Annotated in this window: 18 protein-coding genes; 7 read left to right on the forward strand and 11 right to left on the reverse strand. The window is 60.0% G+C overall.

Annotation, left to right across the window (positions count from 1 at the left end; all coding sequences use genetic code 11):
* Positions 1-8 precede the first annotated feature (8 nt).
* Both rssC and rssB read right to left on the reverse strand, forming a co-directional pair.
* Positions 9-491, reverse strand: coding sequence for an anti-sigma factor antagonist RssC (gene rssC / locus CYD26_RS03095; protein WP_065758484.1), 483 nt, complete (start codon positions 489-491; stop codon positions 9-11).
* Entirely contained in the window at positions 488-1,672 is a 1,185-nt protein-coding gene (gene rssB, locus CYD26_RS03100) for a two-component system response regulator RssB (RefSeq protein ID WP_065758483.1), read from the reverse strand. Before rssB ends, rssC begins: the two co-directional genes overlap by 4 nt.
* A gap of 270 nt (positions 1,673-1,942) precedes the next feature.
* On the opposite strand from rssB, the gene CYD26_RS03105 reads away from it, so the two are divergent.
* A complete protein-coding gene (locus CYD26_RS03105) occupies positions 1,943-2,242 on the forward strand; it encodes a PilZ domain-containing protein (protein ID WP_099775387.1) in 300 nt (99 codons plus the stop codon).
* A gap of 153 nt (positions 2,243-2,395) precedes the next feature.
* Here CYD26_RS03105 and CYD26_RS03110 read toward each other — a convergent pair whose 3' ends face one another.
* The gene (locus tag CYD26_RS03110; RefSeq protein WP_065758481.1) at positions 2,396-3,100 is read right to left on the reverse strand and encodes a VacJ family lipoprotein; all 705 of its coding nucleotides are present in this window, start codon (positions 3,098-3,100) and stop codon (positions 2,396-2,398) included.
* A 198-nt stretch (positions 3,101-3,298) separates the two neighbouring features.
* Here CYD26_RS03110 and CYD26_RS03115 point away from each other — a divergent pair, with 198 nt between their 5' ends.
* Together CYD26_RS03115 and CYD26_RS03120 are read left to right on the forward strand one after the other, a co-directional pair.
* Positions 3,299-3,883 carry a phosphonoacetaldehyde phosphonohydrolase-related protein gene (locus CYD26_RS03115; RefSeq protein WP_065758480.1) on the forward strand — a complete coding sequence of 195 codons (585 nt, stop codon included), beginning with the start codon at positions 3,299-3,301 and terminating at the stop codon, positions 3,881-3,883.
* A gap of 123 nt (positions 3,884-4,006) precedes the next feature.
* A complete protein-coding gene (locus CYD26_RS03120) occupies positions 4,007-4,270 on the forward strand; it encodes a DUF4404 family protein (RefSeq protein ID WP_065758479.1) in 264 nt (87 codons plus the stop codon).
* A gap of 42 nt (positions 4,271-4,312) precedes the next feature.
* On the opposite strand, the gene queF is transcribed toward CYD26_RS03120, so the two are convergent.
* Together queF and CYD26_RS03130 are read right to left on the reverse strand one after the other, a co-directional pair.
* The gene (gene queF, locus CYD26_RS03125) at positions 4,313-5,143 is read right to left on the reverse strand and encodes an NADPH-dependent 7-cyano-7-deazaguanine reductase QueF (protein ID WP_065758478.1); all 831 of its coding nucleotides are present in this window, start codon (positions 5,141-5,143) and stop codon (positions 4,313-4,315) included.
* A gap of 68 nt (positions 5,144-5,211) precedes the next feature.
* On the reverse strand, positions 5,212-5,736 hold the full coding sequence (locus CYD26_RS03130; RefSeq protein ID WP_102051787.1) for a plastocyanin/azurin family copper-binding protein: 525 nt from the start codon (positions 5,734-5,736) through the stop codon (positions 5,212-5,214).
* Between the two features lie 154 nt (positions 5,737-5,890).
* Here CYD26_RS03130 and CYD26_RS03135 point away from each other — a divergent pair, with 154 nt between their 5' ends.
* Positions 5,891-6,571 (forward strand): heavy metal response regulator transcription factor, encoded by a 681-nt coding sequence (locus CYD26_RS03135; RefSeq protein WP_065758476.1) that lies wholly within the window; start codon positions 5,891-5,893, stop codon positions 6,569-6,571.
* Positions 6,568-7,920: a heavy metal sensor histidine kinase gene (locus CYD26_RS03140; RefSeq protein WP_102051788.1), complete on the forward strand. Its 1,353-nt coding sequence runs from the start codon at positions 6,568-6,570 to the stop codon at positions 7,918-7,920. Before CYD26_RS03135 ends, CYD26_RS03140 begins: the two co-directional genes overlap by 4 nt.
* A 213-nt stretch (positions 7,921-8,133) precedes the next feature.
* Here the strand turns inward: CYD26_RS03140 and CYD26_RS03145 are convergent, their stop codons facing one another.
* The 3 genes from CYD26_RS03145 to CYD26_RS03155 all read right to left on the reverse strand — a co-directional run bounded on the left by CYD26_RS03145 (position 8,134) and on the right by CYD26_RS03155 (position 11,392).
* Complete coding sequence (locus CYD26_RS03145) at positions 8,134-9,378, reverse strand: lipoprotein-releasing ABC transporter permease subunit (RefSeq protein WP_065758492.1); 1,245 nt, start codon at positions 9,376-9,378, stop codon at positions 8,134-8,136.
* 72 nt (positions 9,379-9,450) lie between these two features.
* Complete coding sequence (lolD, locus tag CYD26_RS03150) at positions 9,451-10,134, reverse strand: lipoprotein-releasing ABC transporter ATP-binding protein LolD (RefSeq protein WP_176717400.1); 684 nt, start codon at positions 10,132-10,134, stop codon at positions 9,451-9,453.
* A gap of 7 nt (positions 10,135-10,141) precedes the next feature.
* Positions 10,142-11,392 (reverse strand): lipoprotein-releasing ABC transporter permease subunit, encoded by a 1,251-nt coding sequence (locus tag CYD26_RS03155; RefSeq protein ID WP_065758473.1) that lies wholly within the window; start codon positions 11,390-11,392, stop codon positions 10,142-10,144.
* Between the two features lie 94 nt (positions 11,393-11,486).
* Here CYD26_RS03155 and CYD26_RS03160 point away from each other — a divergent pair, with 94 nt between their 5' ends.
* Entirely contained in the window at positions 11,487-12,074 is a 588-nt protein-coding gene (locus CYD26_RS03160) for a PilZ domain-containing protein (protein ID WP_065758472.1), read from the forward strand.
* Positions 12,075-12,103: 29 nt separating this feature from the next.
* Positions 12,104-12,826, forward strand: a complete 723-nt coding sequence (locus CYD26_RS03165) for a glycerophosphodiester phosphodiesterase (RefSeq protein ID WP_065758471.1) — start codon at positions 12,104-12,106, stop codon at positions 12,824-12,826.
* Between the two features lie 42 nt (positions 12,827-12,868).
* Here the strand turns inward: CYD26_RS03165 and sthA are convergent, their stop codons facing one another.
* The 3 genes from sthA to CYD26_RS03180 all read right to left on the reverse strand — a co-directional run bounded on the left by sthA (position 12,869) and on the right by CYD26_RS03180 (position 16,989).
* Complete coding sequence (gene sthA, locus CYD26_RS03170) at positions 12,869-14,263, reverse strand: Si-specific NAD(P)(+) transhydrogenase (protein ID WP_065758470.1); 1,395 nt, start codon at positions 14,261-14,263, stop codon at positions 12,869-12,871.
* Between the two features lie 180 nt (positions 14,264-14,443).
* Positions 14,444-15,454, reverse strand: coding sequence for an FAD:protein FMN transferase (locus CYD26_RS03175; protein ID WP_102051789.1), 1,011 nt, complete (start codon positions 15,452-15,454; stop codon positions 14,444-14,446).
* Positions 15,455-15,525: 71 nt separating this feature from the next.
* Positions 15,526-16,989, reverse strand: coding sequence for a glyceraldehyde-3-phosphate dehydrogenase (locus CYD26_RS03180; RefSeq protein ID WP_065758468.1), 1,464 nt, complete (start codon positions 16,987-16,989; stop codon positions 15,526-15,528).
* Positions 16,990-17,089: the final 100 nt, after the last annotated feature.

A 17,089-nucleotide genomic window follows, 5' to 3' on the forward strand; every position in this document is an offset into this window, starting at 1 on the left:
GGGCACGATCAGGTTCGCTCGAGGGCGTTGACCAGGTCGTGGAAGGCTTCGCGATTGGAATCGTTCAGGCCCATGAGGATCTTGTGCGCCTCAAGTACCTTGGCCCGTACCACGTCCTCACTCTGGTCCTGAGACGGCAGGTCGGTGAGACATTCCGGGCACGGGATCGGCCGGTCGACGATGTTGAATACCTGATCGAAACCCATCGACTGCAACAGCCGGGTGATGTCGGCGTGGGTGGTGACCACGGTTGGCAGCAGCCCAACCTTCTGCCGCGAGAGAATCGACAGCTTGGCCAACAGGCCCAGGGTGGTGCTGTCGATGCTTTGGGTTTCGGTCAAATCAATCACGATCGCCGAAAAATTCAGCGCGGTGAAGATTTTTTCAATAGTCGCATCCAACGCCGAACACAGGGTAAGGCGTACTTCACCGACGAACTTCAGAACGAAGGTGCCATTCTGCTCGGCGAACTGGATTCTACCAGTACTCATTGAAGGTTCCTGCTCAACACCAATAGGGCGATATCATCCGGCATCTCCCCAAGCGTAGCCAATCCGAATCGTTGCCGCAGCCCATCCAGGCTGCCGCCCGCTGCCTTGACGATTTCCGGCAAGGCGGCTTCTTTATCTTTGAGTGTGCTGCCAGGCAAAAGGTCCAGAATGCCATCAGATAGCAGCGTAAGGCTGAATGCTGGTGGCAACTCCATGACCTGATCCTGATAGGTGGCTTCCTCGAACAACCCCACCGGCAGCCCGCGACCCTCGAGGTAGCGGCTCTGGCCTGGGGTATACAACACCGGCAACGGCAAGTGCCCGCCAATACTGTAGGTCAGAAGACCGGTGTCTTCGTCAATCACGCCACCTACCATAGTGACATGTTTGCCCAGCTTGCAGTTGATCAACCCTCGGTTGATGTGCCCGAGCACTTCCGAGGGTTTGAAATCACGCAGGGTGCCACTGCGCTTGAACTCGAACAACAGGCGCGTGGTCATGAACTTGAGCAGCACCGTGACGAAGGCGGACGACGCCCCATGGCCGGAAACATCCGCCAGGTAAAAGGCAATACGGCGCTCGTCGACACGGAAGTAATCGGCAAAATCGCCCGAGAGGTAGAGCGACGGAATGATCTGGTGCTCGAATGAAAAGTCACCAGCCACCCAGGGGCTTTCCGGCAACATGTTCATCTGCACCTGACGACCCGCTGTCTGGTCCTCCTGCAGCAGGTGCAGGCTGGCTTCCAGTTCGCGGTTGGCCGCTTCAAGTTTCTCCCGGTAGCGCTGGTTTTCCAGTACCAGTTGCGCACGGTCCAGTGCTCGACGCACCGAGTGCTCAAGTACTGCAAGGTCTTCCAGAGGCTTGATCAGGTAATCGGCAGCACCCAGCCGCAGCGCTTCGACAGCGTCATTCATGACCCCGGCGCCAGACACCACAATGACCGGCAGATCAGGCGTGCGCTCAGTCACCTGGCGAATCAGCTCCAGGCCACCCATCTGCGGCATGCGCAGGTCGCAAATCACGAGATCGGGCTGGTTCTGCTCGAAGACTTGAAGACCCTGCTGGCCATTACTCGCTTGCAGGACATTGAAACCGCTGTCTTCGAGGTAGGCGGCGAGACTGGCACGTACTACGTCGTCATCGTCGATTATCAGCAGCGTTGCACTGGTTTTCTGCATGTGGGCAAACGGCGCCAGAAATAGGTTGGGGTAGGCGGCTCGGTCGGGCCGGAGCGCACTTACTGGATTCACTTCTAGCCTCTCTTCTATGAGTTGTAGGACAAGATGACCTGCCCAGCAAATATCAGAGGTGCCCTGTAAGGCGCAGACGGTACTCCCATCTGCCGGGTGTTTCAAGCTCACGCCGATGGTCGCTGACGCTCTTTACAGCGCAAAGAGCCGGGAGTTATAAAAACGGCTTTGACCGCAACCCAATGGAAGGATGCAGGTATGAGTCGAATCCACGCAGACTACAGCGAAAAGCGCGATTTCATTCGAATGAAAGTGGACAAGGATGTCAGCCTGATCCACGCCGACCAGGTCATCGCTGCTGTATGTCTGGATCTTTCAAGCAGCGGCCTGCAGGTACAGGCCCCCCGCTCGTTCAAGGTCGGTGACGCGCTTGAGGTGCGTATCGAGTCTGATCACCCCGCCCTCAAAGGGCTGGAGGCCAGTACCCGGGTCGTGTGGATCGCCGATCAGGCCGAAGGCCAGCAGAAACTGGGCCTGCGCATCATCGAAATGCACTGAGCCGCGCCCATGAAAGAGGTGCACGTTTGCTGAGCAGCACCGATGCCATCGCAGGCAAGCTTGCTCCCGAGGTGCAGGAGCGGGTCTTGCCAGCGATGCATGCGCTGCGTATCGGCTGACAGCAGCCGGGACGCCCTTTAGCGCTTCTGAGGATCAGAAGTCGTCTTCGACCTGCCCATCCTTGACCTTGAACTCACGGTTTTGCAGGTAGGCGTTGCGGATGAAGGTGTACTTGTCGCCACGAATCATCTTCTCGGCTGACAACAGGCTGGCACGGGTATCCACTACATCAACGCCAATACTGGTGTTACGGGTCGGGATATGGCCCATGTAACGGAAGGGTTCGGTGTAAGTGTCCGGGTACTTGGAAATGGCATCACGGACGTTGCTTGGGCCCAGGAATGGCAATACGACGTATGGGCCGCTGCTTACGCCCCAGTAACCCAGCGTTTGGCCGAAGTCTTCATCGTTGCGCTCCAGCCCCATCTTGGTGCCCACATCGAAGAAACCGACAAGGCCAAAGGTGGTGTTGAAGATCAGCCGTGCGGTATCGACCCCGGCAGCACGAGGCTTGAGCTGCAGGACATCGTTGGCCAGGTTGCCAACATCACCGATGTTGCGAAACATGTTGTGGATACCGTCTTCCAGAAACTGTGGCGTGACGGTCTGGTAACCCTGCGCCAAAGGCTTGAGCGCATAGGTGTCGATCGTATCGTTGAAGCGGAAGATGGGCCGGTTGATGCTCTCCCATGGGTCTTCCTCGGTTGCCGCCTGGGACGCCAGGGGCCCCAGCAGCAGCCCGGCACAGACGCAGACACGGGTCATCCGATCAATCAAGCCTGTACCAATCCTGCGCATACACTCACTCCTCGACAATCACAAGGCGCTATCCGCGCCCCAAACTCAAAAATGAAACCAGTATAAAGGGTATGCCTCAGATTAGTCAGCGCGACATGGTCGGGATCAGCAAAATGTAAACAATTGCCACATTGTTTGATCGTCATCTGGCTGTCACCCTCTGTGCGTAGCCTGCAAGGTTATTTCAGGGACGATGCCATGCCCCAATCACCTGCTTTAACCGCACTGCTATTCGGACTACGCGGCTGCCTGGTTGACTTTGGCGCACGTAGCAATAGTTTCGAGCATTCGCCACAGGCGACTCCCGGCGCACTGCCGGCATTGGCACGCCTGCGCAGGCAAGCCGTGCCCTGCGGCTGGATCGATGAAATCCCGCTCGCTGTGGCCGAACACTTGAGCCGCCCCTTGCCCGATTGGCTCAAGCCGCACAGCAGTATGCACGACACGCCCTGGCCGGCACCGGACGCGTGCTGGCATGCATTGATGGCGCTGAAAGTAAACCAACTGGATGGCTGCGTGCTGGTCAGCGGCGAACCCAGGCTGCTGCAATCCGGGCTCAACGCGGGTCTCTGGACCATAGGCCTGGCGGCATGCGGCTCATTATGTGGTTTGAGCAGCAGCCAGTGGCAGGCCTTGAGCCCGCAAGAACAGGCACACAAACGCGGCAAGGCGACACTGCAGCTCTATGCCTTGGGCGTGCATTCAGTCATCGACCATCTGGAAGCGCTCGACGATTGCCTCGCCGATATTGGCCAGCGTCGACTCAAAGGCGAGAAGCCCTGACACACCACCGTTGATCCGGGTCATGCAAAGCAACGCCGAGTGGATTACCCTGTCAGACATGGCATGGACCTTTCGCCAGTGGCGGTGGTCCATGGCTGTGCCTATTCATAAAGGGAGATCACCATGCCTGCCCGCGAACTGCAACAGCAAATCGAGGCCCTGCGCGAGCAACTGGAGCAAAATCCACCGCTCTCACTGGAAGAGCGTGAAAACCTGCAACAGCTGATGCAACAGATCGAAGCCGAGCTCAAACTGGAGCAATTCTCCACAGAAAACAACTTGGTAGACGGGGTGAACCTGGCGGTCGAACGCTTCGAAGTCGACCACCCTGGCCTGACAGCCACCTTGCGCAATATCGTTCAGAGCCTGCAAAGCATGGGTATCTGAGAGTACCAGAGCCAGCACCTGCAGCCCTGCAGGCGCTGGCGCTTACTGGCGTACCAACCGCGAATTGCCCAGGCTGATCGTATCGGTACTGCGGTAGGGGTTGATGTCCAGCCCGCCACGGCGCACATAGCGCGCATATACCGTCAGCGTCTCAGGCTTGAGCAGACGCTTGAGGTCGAGGTAGATCCGCTCTACGCACTGTTCATGGAAGTCCGCATGCTGGCGGAAGCTGATCAGGTAGGCCAACAGGCTGGCAGGGTCGAGCGCCGGGCCACGGTAATGCACGGTCACGCTACCCCAGTCCGGCTGGCCGGTGACCGGGCAGTTGGATTTGAGCAAATGGCTGTGCAGGGTTTCTTCGACCACCCGCCCAGTATCGCAGCGCAGCAACTCCGGCTGAGGATGCTCGTACTGGCTGATGCTGACATCCAGGTCATCAATACAGACACCCGGCAACGCCGCTACGCCCTCCCCTTCGACCTCAGACAAGGTACGCACGCGCACACCGACCGGCTTGCCGGCGGCGGCCGAAAGGTCTTTTTCCAGGCAGGCCTGCAGCGCTTGCACCGAGGCGAATACAGTCTGGTTCAGCGAATTGAGGTAGAGCTTGAACGACTTCGACTCAATGATGTTCGGCGAATCGGCCGGGATCGCAAACTCACCGATGGCCACCACCGGCTTGCCGGACGGCAGCAGCCAGGACAACTCAAAGCAGTTCCAGTAGTCGACACCCTGCCAAGGCAAGGTGTCAGCGCTGACACCCAGCTCAGCCCACTTCGCCGCACGCGGGATCGGGAACAACAGGGACGGGGTGTAAGTGGCGATGTATTCGCTGGACTTGCCCAGCGGGGAATGTTCGGCGGCGGGATGCATGGCTCAAACCTGAAGGACGAAATACGCCTAGTTTATCGGGTTTGTGCCATGCGTTGGGCAATCACCTGTCACTGAGCGATGGTCAGCTTGCCCACCATGCCGGCCTGGTAGTGGCCCGGAACGTTGCAGGCGAACTCGATCGGGGTCGACTGGGTGAACGTCCAGGTCAGTTCTGCGGTCTTGCCGGGAGCGACCATTACCACATTGGCATCGTCATGGGACATCCCGCCCCCGTGCATCATCCCGCCATGATTCATCGTCATGTGGCTCATGTTTCCATGGTCCATTTTTGCGTGATCCATCCCACCCGGCATGACGAGCATTTCCTGTTGATGCCGAGCATGCATGGCCGCATCACCGAGGTTGAACTCGTGTGGCAACTGGCCCTTGTTGATCAGCACGAAACGTACGGTCTCACCCGCCTTGACCTGCAGCGCACGCGGGGCAAAGTACATGTCGCCAAGTTCCACCTCGACAGTACGGGTTGCCTGGTCTGCGGTAGCGGGATGACCGAAGGCAAAGGGTTGCGCCGGCGCAGCAAACAGCGGCAGGCTGAACAGCGCCAAGGCGCCGGCAAGGATAAAACGTGACATGGTCGGTTTACTCCGGGGTTGTCTCGACATGACAGCCACTCTAGCGAGGTGCCACTGGCAACCAGCTGACGAAAAGATTACAACTTCGTCAGCTTTGCCTTTTGCCATTCACACCACGGTATAACGCCCTGCCCACCCATACTATGAGCACCCCATGAAACTGCTGATCGTCGAAGACCAGGCCAAGACCGGCCAGTACCTGTGCCAGGGCTTGAGCGAAGCCGGGTTCAGCGCAGAGCTGGCCACCGATGGCAATACGGGCCAGCACCTGGCGCTCAGCGGCGATTACGCGCTGTTGATTCTTGATGTCATGCTGCCAGGCCGTGATGGCTGGCAGATCCTGCAGGCGGTGCGCGCCGCCGGGCTGGATACCCCGGTGCTGTTCCTGACGGCGCGCGATGCCGTGGAAGACCGCGTGCACGGCCTGGAACTGGGTGCCGACGATTACCTGGTCAAGCCGTTCGCCTTCTCCGAATTGCTGGCGCGGGTACGCACCCTGCTGCGTCGCGGCAGCAGCCCGACACAAGAAACCCTGCTGGGTGTGGCAGACCTGAGCCTTGACCTGATCCGCCGCCGGGTGGAACGCGCCGGGCAACGCATCGACCTGACCGCCAAGGAGTTTTCCCTGCTTGAACTGCTGCTGCGCCGCCAAGGCGAAGTACTGCCAAAATCGCTGATTGCCTCGCAGGTGTGGGACATGAACTTTGAAAGCGACACCAACGTGATCGAGGTCGCTATCCGCCGCCTGCGCCTCAAAATCGACGACGCACACGACAACAAGCTCATCCATACCGTGCGCGGCATGGGCTACGTCCTCGAAGAGCGGACGGCCTGATGCGCCGTCTTTCACTCGGCAACCGCTTGGCGCTGCTGTTTGCGGCCTGCACGGCGGTGGTCTCGCTGTTTGCTGGCGTACTGTTCAGTCGCGCCAGCGAAACTCATTTCATCGAGTTGGACCAGCAATTGCTCAGCGGCCGCCTGTCGTTGATGCGTCAGCTACTTGAGGGCGTGCATGACCCTGCAAGCCTGAACACGCGGCTGCCTGCGCTGCAGACGGAGCTAAGCCATCAGGCCGATCTGGCCGTGCGCATCCGCGGCAATGACGGACGCCTGTGGTTCGATAGCCAGCCCGGCCTGCCGGACTCGCCAATGTCGCCCGGCCTGAACACCCTGACGAGCGACGGCGCCGATTATCGCAGCCTCAGCGAACCCCTCGACGGCGACGGCACACCGAACCTGACACTGTTCCTCGACATCACCCATCACCAGCACTTCCTGCAGCGCATGCAACGGCTGATCTGGCTGACCGTAGGCCTCTCGGCACTGGCCACCGCCCTGCTCGGCGCCTGGGCCGTACGCAGTGGCCTGCGCCCCTTACAGCAGATGGGTGAAGTGGCGGCCGGGGTTTCGGCCCGATCGCTGACCACTCGCCTGCCGGTAGCACAGATGCCGATTGAGCTCGCGGACCTGGCGAACACCGTCAACGCCATGCTTGAGCGACTGGACGATGCCTTCCAGCGCCTTTCGGCATTCTCTTCCGACATCGCCCATGAGCTGCGTACGCCGCTGTCCAATCTGCTGACCCACACCCAGGTCACCCTGACCCGTCCGCGCAGCCTGGAAGAGTACCGCGAGGCCCTGCACGGCAACCTTGAAGAGCTGCAGTGGATGGCTCAACTGGTCAACGACATGCTCTACCTGGCCAAGGCCGATAACGGCCTGCTAATGCCCAGCCGTCAGCCGCTGGCATTGGAAGATGAGGTTGGCGCACTGCTGGAGTACTACGCACCATTGGCCGAGGACGCTCAGGTACGCTTGAGCCATATTGGCCAGGCGCGACTGGAAGGCGACCGCCACATGTTGCGCCGGGCACTGTCCAATCTGCTGGACAATGCCTTGCGGTTTACCCCGGCTGGCGGCGAGATCCGCCTGAAGATTGAGCAGCAGGATGCGGGGGTGAGGCTGGAAGTGGCCAACAGCGGCGAGCCGATTGACCCAGCGCTGATACCGCGGCTGTTCGACCGATTCTACCGCGTCGACCCGGCGCGCCATGAGGGCAACAGTGAGCACGCAGGTTTGGGCCTGGCGATCACCCAATCGATCATCAAAGCGCATGGCGGAACCATTCATGGCGAATCAGCGCAGGGCTGGACGCGCTTCGTGATTGAGTTGCCGACAGCGTAGGGGGCTGCAGCCCATCTTGTAGGAGCCGGGCTTGCCCGCGATGGCATCAACGCGGTGCCAGCAAGTTCGCGGTGCTTGCATCGCAGGCAAACCTGCTCCAACACACCCTGCAGGAGCCGGGCTTGCCCGCGATGGCATCGGCGCGGTGTCAGCAGGTTCGCGGTGCTTGCATCGCAGGCAAGCCTGCTCCAACACATCTTGCAGGAGCCGGGCTTACTCGTAACGCAGGGCGTACGCTGGCTCTACTTGCGAGGCACGCCACGCCGGATACAGCGTCGCCAGGAAGCTCATCACCAGCCCTGCACTGCAGATCAACGCCACATCGCCCCATTGCAGTTCCGACGGCAAGGTACTGACGAAGTACACGTCGGAGGTGAAGATATGCTGCCCGCTCACACGCTCGAGCCAACCGACCAGTTGGCTGACATTGATCGCGGCGATCACCCCGAGCACGCCCCCGATCAGCGTGCCGACGATACCGATCAATGTCCCCTGCACCATGAACGTGCCCATGATCTGCGCGGGCGTGGCGCCGATGGTGCGCAGGATCGCGATATCCGCGCCCTTGTCATTCACGACCATGATCAGGGTGGCAATGATGTTGAACGCCGCCACCGCGATGATCATCATCAACAGCAGGCCAATCATGGTCTTTTCCATTTTCATGGCACTGAACAGGCTACCCTGGGTGTGGGTCCAGTCATCGGCGCGGTACTGGTCACCCAACTGACCGACAATCGCTGCCGACACTTGAGGTGCGCTGTACAGGTCCTGCACCTTGATTCGTACACCCTGCACCTGGTTCGGCGCCCAATGTTGCATCTGCGCCGCATCGGCCATGTGGATCAGGCCCATGGAGCCATCAAGCTCGGCACCAACTTTGAACACGCCCACCACGTTCAGGCGCTGCATGCGCGGGGTAATACCGCCTGGCGCGGTGCTGACTTCCGGCACGATCAAGGTGAGCTTGTCACCGACATTCAAATGGAAACGCCGCGCTGTAATCTCACCGATCACCACGCCGAACTCATCCGGTTTCAAGTCATCCAGGCGGCCCTGAACGATGTGACTGGCAACGATCGACACCTTGGCTTCCTGAGCCGGGTCGATACCACTGATCTGGATAGGCTGCATCATGCCCTTGTAGGACAGCATGCCTTCAAGCTCTGTCAGCGGTGCTGCGGCAATCACCTGCGGGTTCTTCAGTGCAGTAGCGGCCACGGCTTGCCAGTCATCCACCGGCTTGACGCCCAGCAGGGCAGCATGGGGCACCATGCCGAGAATCCGTGCGCTCATTTCACGCTGAAAACCGTTCATGACCGACAGCACCACGATCATCGCCAGCACGCCCAGGGCCAGGCCGATCATCGAGGTCATGGAGATGAACGAGATAAAGTGGTTACGGCGCTTGGCGCGGGTGTAGCGTGCGCCAATGAAAATAGACAAGGGTCTGAACATGAACTGAAGCACCCGGAAAAAGAGAAAGAACACGGTGCCGGACATTCACGACCGGCACCCTGTACGGCCAGATCAGATCGGCACCAGACGCCCTTCTTCCAGGCGCAGTACGCGGTCCATCTGCCGGGCCAGGCTGAGGTCGTGGGTCACCACCAGAAAGGCGGTCTGCGACGAACTGCTCAGCTCCTTCATCAGCTCCTGGATACCTTGGGCGGTATGCTGGTCGAGGTTGCCGGTCGGCTCATCAAGCATGACCAGGCCAGGGCGATTGACCAGCGCTCGCGCAATGGCCACGCGCTGACGTTCACCACCAGACAGTTCAGACGGTTTGTGGCTCAGACGATGCCCCAGCCCTACCCGCTTGAGCAGCGCTTCAGCGCGCTCGCGCGCTTCAGGAATGGCGGTACGACCAATCAGCAGCGGCATGCAGACGTTCTCCAGCGCGGTGAACTCTGGCAACAGGTGGTGGAACTGGTAGACAAACCCCAGCGCACGGTTGCGCAACAGGCCTCGGGCCCGCTCACCCAGCGCCGAAAGCTCTTCACCAGCCAGCCAGACACTGCCCTCGGTAGGCGTATCCAGGCCACCCAGCAGGTTGAGCAAGGTACTCTTGCCCGAGCCGGAACTGCCGACAATGGCAATCCGCTCACCCGGGTGCAGTTCCAACTGCAGGCCCGAGAGCACCCGAACCGACTCCGGGCCCTCTTCATAGGACTTGCCCAGGTTGCGGCAACTCAGCACAGCTTTATTACTCATGCCCAACTCACTCATAACGTAGCGCCTCCGCTGGCTGGGTGCGTGCCGCACGCCAGGCCGGATACAGGGTGGCGAGGAAACTCAGGACCAGTGCCGCGCCACAGACCATCCAGACATCCTCGGCCATCACCTGGGACGGCAAGTAGTCGATGAAATAGACGTCGGCATTGAGGAATTTGTGGCCGATCAACGACTCAAGGCCGGCGATCGCAGCACTGACGTTCAGGGCAGCGGCAATGCCGATCACCGCACCGATAAGCGTACCGACCACGCCAATGACCGTACCCTGGACCATGAAGATTGCCATGATCTGCCCCGGGGTTGCCCCCAGGGTGCGCAGAATGGCGATATCGCCCTTCTTGTCGTTCACCACCATCACCAGCGTGGAGATGATATTGAACGCAGCGACAGCGACAATCAGCAGCAGCAACAGGCCGATCATGGCTTTTTCCATGCGGATGGCCTGGTACAGGTTGCCGTGGCTGCGGGTCCAGTCGCGGGCGTAGAACTCCTGGTCACCCAGTTTCTGGGCGATGCTCCAGGCCGTGCGCGGCGCCTGGAACAGGTCATCGAACTTCAGGCGCAGGCCTTGCACCTGGTCGGCTTTCCAACGGTGCAAGCGCGACAGGTCGGAGAGGTTGGTCAACCCGAGGTAGCCGTCGATCTCGCCAGCGCCAACATGGAAGATGCCGACCACGGTGAAACGCTTCATGCGCGGGAACATGCCAGCAGGCGTCACGGTCACTTCAGGTGCTACGAAGGTCAGCTTGTCGCCAATGCCGACGCCCAACTTGGTCGCCGCCTTGTCGCCGATCATGATGCCGAACTCGCCGGGCACCAGGTCATCAAGCCGGCCCTGGCGGATAAAGTCATCGATGATCGAGACCTTGCGCTCCTGACCTGGGTCAATACCGTTAAGCAAGACTTTCTGCACCTTGCCATCGTGAGTCAGCAATCCTTGCATCTGGGTGAACGGTGCCACCGCCACCACCTGCGGGTTCTGCTTTACTGTATCGGCAAGTGCAGGCCAGTTATTGATGGGCTGGCCGGTTTCAAGCGTGGCATGGGGCACCATGCCCAGTACGCGGGTACGCATCTCATGATCGAAGCCATTCATGACCGAAAGCACCACGATCATCACCACCACGCCCAGGGCGAGGCCGATCATCGAGGTCAGGGAAATGAACGAGACGAAGTGGTTGCGGCGCTTGGCACGGGTATAACGCGTACCGATGAATACGAAGAGAGGTCTGAACATGTCGGGGCTTGTTCGGATGAAAGAGGAACGTCCTTGTGGCGGGGCTTGGACAGCAGCTTTACACTCAGACCACCGCCGCTACCATGGGTTCGCCATGTCGACATTAGATGAAGAAGATCGCCGCGAATACTACCGTATCGAGGATAGGATCGCACTGGAAATTCGCCCACTGAACGTTGCCGATGCGTCTGGCACAGAGTTGTTGCAAGATGCGTCACCACTGTTCAACCTGCTCAGCGAACTGCACCTGAGCGAGTTCGAGTCACAGCACCTGTTGCGCCAGCTCAGCGAAAAGGACCGCACCCTCGCAGCCTTTCTCAAAGCCCAGAACAAACGCATCGACTTGCTCAGCCAAGTAGTCGCCCAGAGCCTGCTCGGGCAGATCGGCGAACCGCACGCCGTAAAACTCTCCGAAGGCGGCATCGAGGCCCGCCAGCGCCAGGCGCTGGCTGTGGGCAGCCGCGTCGCGGTGAAAATGGTGTTGATGCCGCAAGCCCTGGGGTTGCTGCTACGCGCCAAGGTCACGCATTGCGACAGCAAGCCTGACGGGCTGTTCGATATTGGCGCCGAGTTCATCGACATCACCGACGCACAACGCCAGCTACTGGCGCGCTATATCCTGCAACGCCAGGCGCAACAACGGCGCCAGGCACTGGAGCAGAACAGCGCAACGCCCACCTGAGTTTCACTCTTTACCTTGAAGGAACAAACGTGACCCAGATCTACGGCCACCGTGGCGCCAAGGGCGAAGCGCCCGAGAATACCCTGACCAGCTTCCAGCAGTGCCTGAGCCATGGCGTGCGGCGTTGCGAACTCGACCTACACCTGTCTGCCGACAATGAACTGATGGTCATTCACGACCCGACACTCAAGCGCACCACGGGTCGACGCGGCAAGGTGGTTGAGCACAACGCCAGTGATCTGGTGACCTATGACGCACGCAAGGGTGGACCGGGCTGGGTGCACCCGTGCCCCATCCCGCGCCTTGAGGAGTTGTTCGAGAAGTGTGATTTCGAGCACTGGCAACTTGAGGTCAAGAGCGCCTCACGCATGCGTGCCGCCACCACGGTACTGGCTATCCGCGAAATGGCACTGCGCTTTGGCCTGCTCGACAAGATCACCATCACCTCCAGCTCACGGGAAGTGCTCGCTGCCGCCCTGGAACTGACCCCGGATATCTCGCGCGGCCTGGTAGCCGAATACGCCTGGCTCGACCCACTGAAGGTCGCCCAGAACTATGGCTGTGAGATGCTTGCGCTGAACTGGACACTGTGCAGCCCGGAACGCCTGGCAAAAGCTCAGCGCCAGGGCTTGCACGTGTCGGTGTGGACAGTCAACGAACCGGCGCTGATGCGCAGGCTCGCTGACTTCGGCGTAGACAGCCTGATTACAGACTTTCCCGGTTTGGCCACTGCCACCCTCGAGAATTGCTGAAATCGGTCTCCCCGGCCGGCTCAGGCCACCGGCCGGAGCCGCTCAAAAAAGCCGGTTGAGGCCGTCGTAGGCCGCTACCCGATAGGCTTCAGCCATGGTCGGGTAGTTGAAGGTGGTGTTGACGAAGTACTTCAGGGTATTGCACTCACCCGGCTGGTCCATGATGGCCTGGCCAATGTGAACGATCTCCGACGCCTGATAACCGAAGCAATGTACGCCGAGGATTTCCAGGGTCTCGCGGTGGAACAGGATCTTCAGCATGCCCTGGGGCTCACCGGCGATCTGCGCACGCGCCATGCTCTTGAAGAACGCCTTGCCGACTTCGTAAGGCACCTTGGCCTGGGTCAGCTCCTGCTCGTTCTTGCCGATCGAGCTGATCTCAGGAATGGTGTAGATACCGGTCGGCACGTCGTTGACGAAGCGCCAGCTGCCGTTATCAACGATGCTGCCCGCTGCCGAACGACCCTGGTCGTGAGCGGCACTGGCCAGGCTCGGCCAGCCGATCACATCGCCCGCGCCGTAGATGTTCGGCACACAGGTGCGGTAGTTCTCGTCCACTTCGATCTGGCCACGGCTGTTGACCTTGATACCGATGTTTTCCAGGCCCAGCTTGTCGGTGTTGCCTGTACGGCCGTTGCACCAGAGCAAGGCGTCCGCCTTGATCTTCTTGCCCGACTTCAGGTGCAGGATCACGCCGTTATCCAGCCCTTCAACACGCTCGTAGTCTTCGTTGTGACGTACGGTGATGTTGTTGTTGCTGAAGTGATAGCTCAACGCCTGGGAGATTTCCGAGTCGAGGAAGCTGAGCAACTGACCACGGTTGTCCACCAGCTCAACCAGTACACCCAGACCACTGAAGATCGAGGCGTATTCGCAACCAATGACACCGGCACCGTAAACGATCAGCTTGCGCGGCGTATGGCCGAGGCTGAGGATGGTGTCGCTATCGTAGATACGCGGGTGATGGAAATCGATATCGGCCGGGCGATAAGGACGCGAGCCGGTAGCGATGATGATGTGCTTGGCTACCAGTTTCTCGACCACGCCGTTGGCGCAGACCACTTCGACGGTCTGTTCGTCAGCGAAGCTGCCGGTACCGAAGAACACGTCAACGCGGTTACGTGCGTAGTAGCCGGTGCGCGAAGCCACCTGCTTGGCGATTACCTTCTCGGCGCTCTTGAGCACGTCCGGGAACGAGAACCAGCGCGGCTCACCAATGGCCCGGAACATCGGGTTGGTGTTGAACTGCATGATCTGGCGCACCGAGTGACGCAGGGCCTTGGACGGGATGGTGCCCAGATGGGTGCAGTTGCCGCCGACCTGGCGACGGCTATCGACCATCGCCACCTTGCGCCCTGCTTTGGCGGCATTCATTGCCGCCCCTTCTCCTGCCGGGCCGGACCCCAGCACCACTACGTCGTAGTTGTAGACAGCCATGCGTACTCCTTCAGAACAGGCCCGCTCGCCACGCCGGCGATCGGGGCTAGATCATGCCGCCAAGAGCGTCATGAAAATATTCGGGTGCAGTCTAATCAAGCGTGAACGCCGCGCACATTAACCCTTGGTCGCGTCGTAGGCTATTTTTCTCTGCACTACATCTCACACTGCAACAGTCTGTTACTGCGCGTGCATCAGTCGCTCAAATGCAGGCGTCGAATGGGAGACGAAGCCTGTATCGGCACGGGTCACGAAAACTGCTGCTACATTGTATTTCAAGGCAAACGCCCAGCCCTGTTCAGGGCCGAGGATCAGCAACACCGTGGACATGCCATCGGCCATCAGCGTTGAGGGATCAAGCACCGTGACCGAAGCCAGACGATGGCTGACCGGTGCGCCAAGCCGCGCATCAAAGACATGCGAAAAACGCTGGCCATTCTGCTCGAAAAAATTGCGATAGTCTCCTGATGTAGAAACACCGTAACCCTCAAGCGCCAGCACTTGCTGAGCGACCTGCTGATCGGTACGCGGCCATTCCAGCGCAATGCGCCACGGATTGCCATCCGGCTTGCGCCCCACCGCCTTGAGTTCACCTGTCACTTCAACCAGGTAGCTGCTCACGCCCAGCGCACGCATTCGCTCGACCAGCAAATCGACGGCATGGCCGGCAGCGATGCTGTTGAAGCCCAGCTCCAGCGGGGCATCCTTGCACAACTGCAGCCCGTCGATCTGCAGGTGTTCGTGGCCAACACGCCCGCGGGCTGCAGCCAACGCCTGCGCACCGGGCACCTGTTCACCCCGGGACTGCGGGCCAAAGCCCCACACATCAAGCAATGGCTCAACGGTCAGGTCAAAGGCGCCCTGGCTTTGCCGCGACAACTGCTCACCCAACTGCACCAGTTGCAGCACGTCTGCCGGCATGACCTGACAACTGTTGGCCGGCAAACGGTTGAACTGCGCAATCAGTGAGTCGCTGCGGTAGGTAGAAAACGTATGGTCGATCTGCTGGAGAACCGCCTCCACCGCAAACCGGACCTGTTCCGGCGCCGGGCCCTGAGCCGTACGCACATACTGCACCGTGTAGGTACTGCCCATGGTCGGGCCACTGATGCGCTCCAGCGAAGGCGTACGGTCGCAACCGCACAGCCACAACGCCAGAATCACCAGCCCCCCACCTGCCCACCGCGCCATTACGCCTCCTTGAGCCCAGACACAAAAAACGGGAACCCTGGGGTTCCCGTCTTGTGCAACCTGATGACCGTTTAGTGCGGGAATGCAGGCGGGTTGACCCCGGCCATGTCTTCCATCACACGCACGACCTGGCAGCTGTAACCGAATTCGTTGTCGTACCAAACGTACAGGACAACGCGGTTATCGTTGCAGATAGTCGCTTCGGCATCGACGACGCCTGCGTGGCGCGAACCAACGAAGTCGGTGGAAACCACTTCCTGGGAGCTCACGTAGTCGATCTGCTTGTGCAGGTCCGAGTGCATGGCCATCTGGCGCAGGTACTCGTTGATCTCTTCGCGAGAAGTCGCCTTCTCCAGGTTCAGGTTCAGGATAGCCATCGAGACGTTAGGCGTCGGAACGCGGATAGCGTTGCCGGTCAGCTTGCCCTTGAGCACTGGCAGTGCCTTGGCGGCAGCGGTGGCAGCACCGGTCTCGGTGATCACCATGTTCAACGGAGCGCTACGACCACGGCGGCTGCCTTTGTGGAAGTTGTCGATCAGGTTCTGGTCGTTGGTGTACGAGTGAACGGTTTCGACGTGGCCGTTGACGATGCCGAACTTGTCATTCACAGCCTTGAGCACCGGCACGATGGCGTTGGTGGTGCAGGAGGCCGCCGAGATGATCTTGTCTTCAGGGCTGATTTCGCCGTGGTTGATACCGTGAACGATGTTCTTCAGGGCACCTTTGCCAGGCGCGGTGAGGATCACACGGGAAGCACCCGGGCAGGCCAGGTGTTGACCCAGGCCCTCGGCATCACGCCATACACCGGTGTTGTCGACGATCAGAGCGTCCTTGATGCCGTACTGGGTGTAGTCGACTTCACTTGGGCTCTTCGCGTAGATCACCTGGATCAGGTTACCGTTGGCGGTGATGGTGTTGTTTTCTTCATCGATGGTGATGGTGCCATCGAATGGACCATGTACCGAGTCACGGCGCAGCAGGCTGGCGCGCTTGACCAGGTCGTTGGTAGCACCTTTACGCACGACAATGGCGCGCAGGCGCAGGCCGTCGCCACCACCGGTCTTCTCGATCAGGATACGGGCCAGCAGGCGACCGATACGACCGAAGCCGTACAGGACCACATCAGTGCCCTTGCGTGCAGAAGCGTTCTGCTTGCCGACCACGTCGGCCATTTCTTCGCGCACGAACTGCTCGGCGGTACGGCCGTTGCCTTGTTCCTTGAACTTGACAGCCAGCTTGCCCAGGTCGACCGAGGCGGCGCCCAGCTTCAGCTCGCTCATGGCCTTGAGCAGCGGGAATGTCTCGTGGACAGACAGTTCGGATTCGTCGGACTGGCGATGACGCGCAAAGCGGTGGGCCTTGAGGATCGCAATCACTGAACGGTTGATCAGGCTACGGCCATAGATCGAGCTCACCACGTTGTTATTGCGGTAGAGCTGACCGATAAGCGGGATCATCGCTTCTGCAAGCGCTTCACGATCAATCCACTCACCAAGACACTGGTCGGGCTTCTGAGTCACGGGAACCTTCCACATGTAGGGACAGAAAAAAGGGGCTACATTATGACGCCCCGAGGTGTTTCGAGCAATGCGCGCCTGTCGCTCCTCATATCGAAGCATGACATCCGTGGTTTTT

It is taken from the genome of Pseudomonas sp. FFUP_PS_473 (genome assembly GCF_002858665.1).
In the GTDB taxonomy this organism is placed as follows: domain Bacteria; phylum Pseudomonadota; class Gammaproteobacteria; order Pseudomonadales; family Pseudomonadaceae; genus Aquipseudomonas; species Aquipseudomonas defluvii.

Excerpts from the sequence above, each read along its gene's own strand:
- rssB (WP_065758483.1), bottom strand. The coding sequence starts at position 1,672 with ATGCAGAAAACCAGTGCAACGCTGCTGATAATCGACGATGACGACGTA.
- CYD26_RS03135 (WP_065758476.1), top strand. The coding sequence starts at position 5,891 with ATGAAACTGCTGATCGTCGAAGACCAGGCCAAGACCGGCCAGTACCTG.
- CYD26_RS03130 (WP_102051787.1), bottom strand. The coding sequence starts at position 5,736 with ATGTCACGTTTTATCCTTGCCGGCGCCTTGGCGCTGTTCAGCCTGCCG.
- lolD (WP_176717400.1), bottom strand. The coding sequence starts at position 10,134 with ATGAGTAATAAAGCTGTGCTGAGTTGCCGCAACCTGGGCAAGTCCTAT.
- queF (WP_065758478.1), bottom strand. The coding sequence starts at position 5,143 with ATGCATCCCGCCGCCGAACATTCCCCGCTGGGCAAGTCCAGCGAATAC.
- CYD26_RS03180 (WP_065758468.1), bottom strand. The coding sequence starts at position 16,989 with ATGTGGAAGGTTCCCGTGACTCAGAAGCCCGACCAGTGTCTTGGTGAG.
- CYD26_RS03105 (WP_099775387.1), top strand. The coding sequence starts at position 1,943 with ATGAGTCGAATCCACGCAGACTACAGCGAAAAGCGCGATTTCATTCGA.
- sthA (WP_065758470.1), bottom strand. The coding sequence starts at position 14,263 with ATGGCTGTCTACAACTACGACGTAGTGGTGCTGGGGTCCGGCCCGGCA.
- CYD26_RS03115 (WP_065758480.1), top strand. The coding sequence starts at position 3,299 with ATGCCCCAATCACCTGCTTTAACCGCACTGCTATTCGGACTACGCGGC.
- CYD26_RS03155 (WP_065758473.1), bottom strand. The coding sequence starts at position 11,392 with ATGTTCAGACCTCTCTTCGTATTCATCGGTACGCGTTATACCCGTGCC.
- CYD26_RS03175 (WP_102051789.1), bottom strand. The coding sequence starts at position 15,454 with ATGGCGCGGTGGGCAGGTGGGGGGCTGGTGATTCTGGCGTTGTGGCTG.
- CYD26_RS03160 (WP_065758472.1), top strand. The coding sequence starts at position 11,487 with ATGTCGACATTAGATGAAGAAGATCGCCGCGAATACTACCGTATCGAG.
- CYD26_RS03110 (WP_065758481.1), bottom strand. The coding sequence starts at position 3,100 with ATGCGCAGGATTGGTACAGGCTTGATTGATCGGATGACCCGTGTCTGC.
- CYD26_RS03120 (WP_065758479.1), top strand. The coding sequence starts at position 4,007 with ATGCCTGCCCGCGAACTGCAACAGCAAATCGAGGCCCTGCGCGAGCAA.
- rssC (WP_065758484.1), bottom strand. The coding sequence starts at position 491 with ATGAGTACTGGTAGAATCCAGTTCGCCGAGCAGAATGGCACCTTCGTT.
- CYD26_RS03145 (WP_065758492.1), bottom strand. The coding sequence starts at position 9,378 with ATGTTCAGACCCTTGTCTATTTTCATTGGCGCACGCTACACCCGCGCC.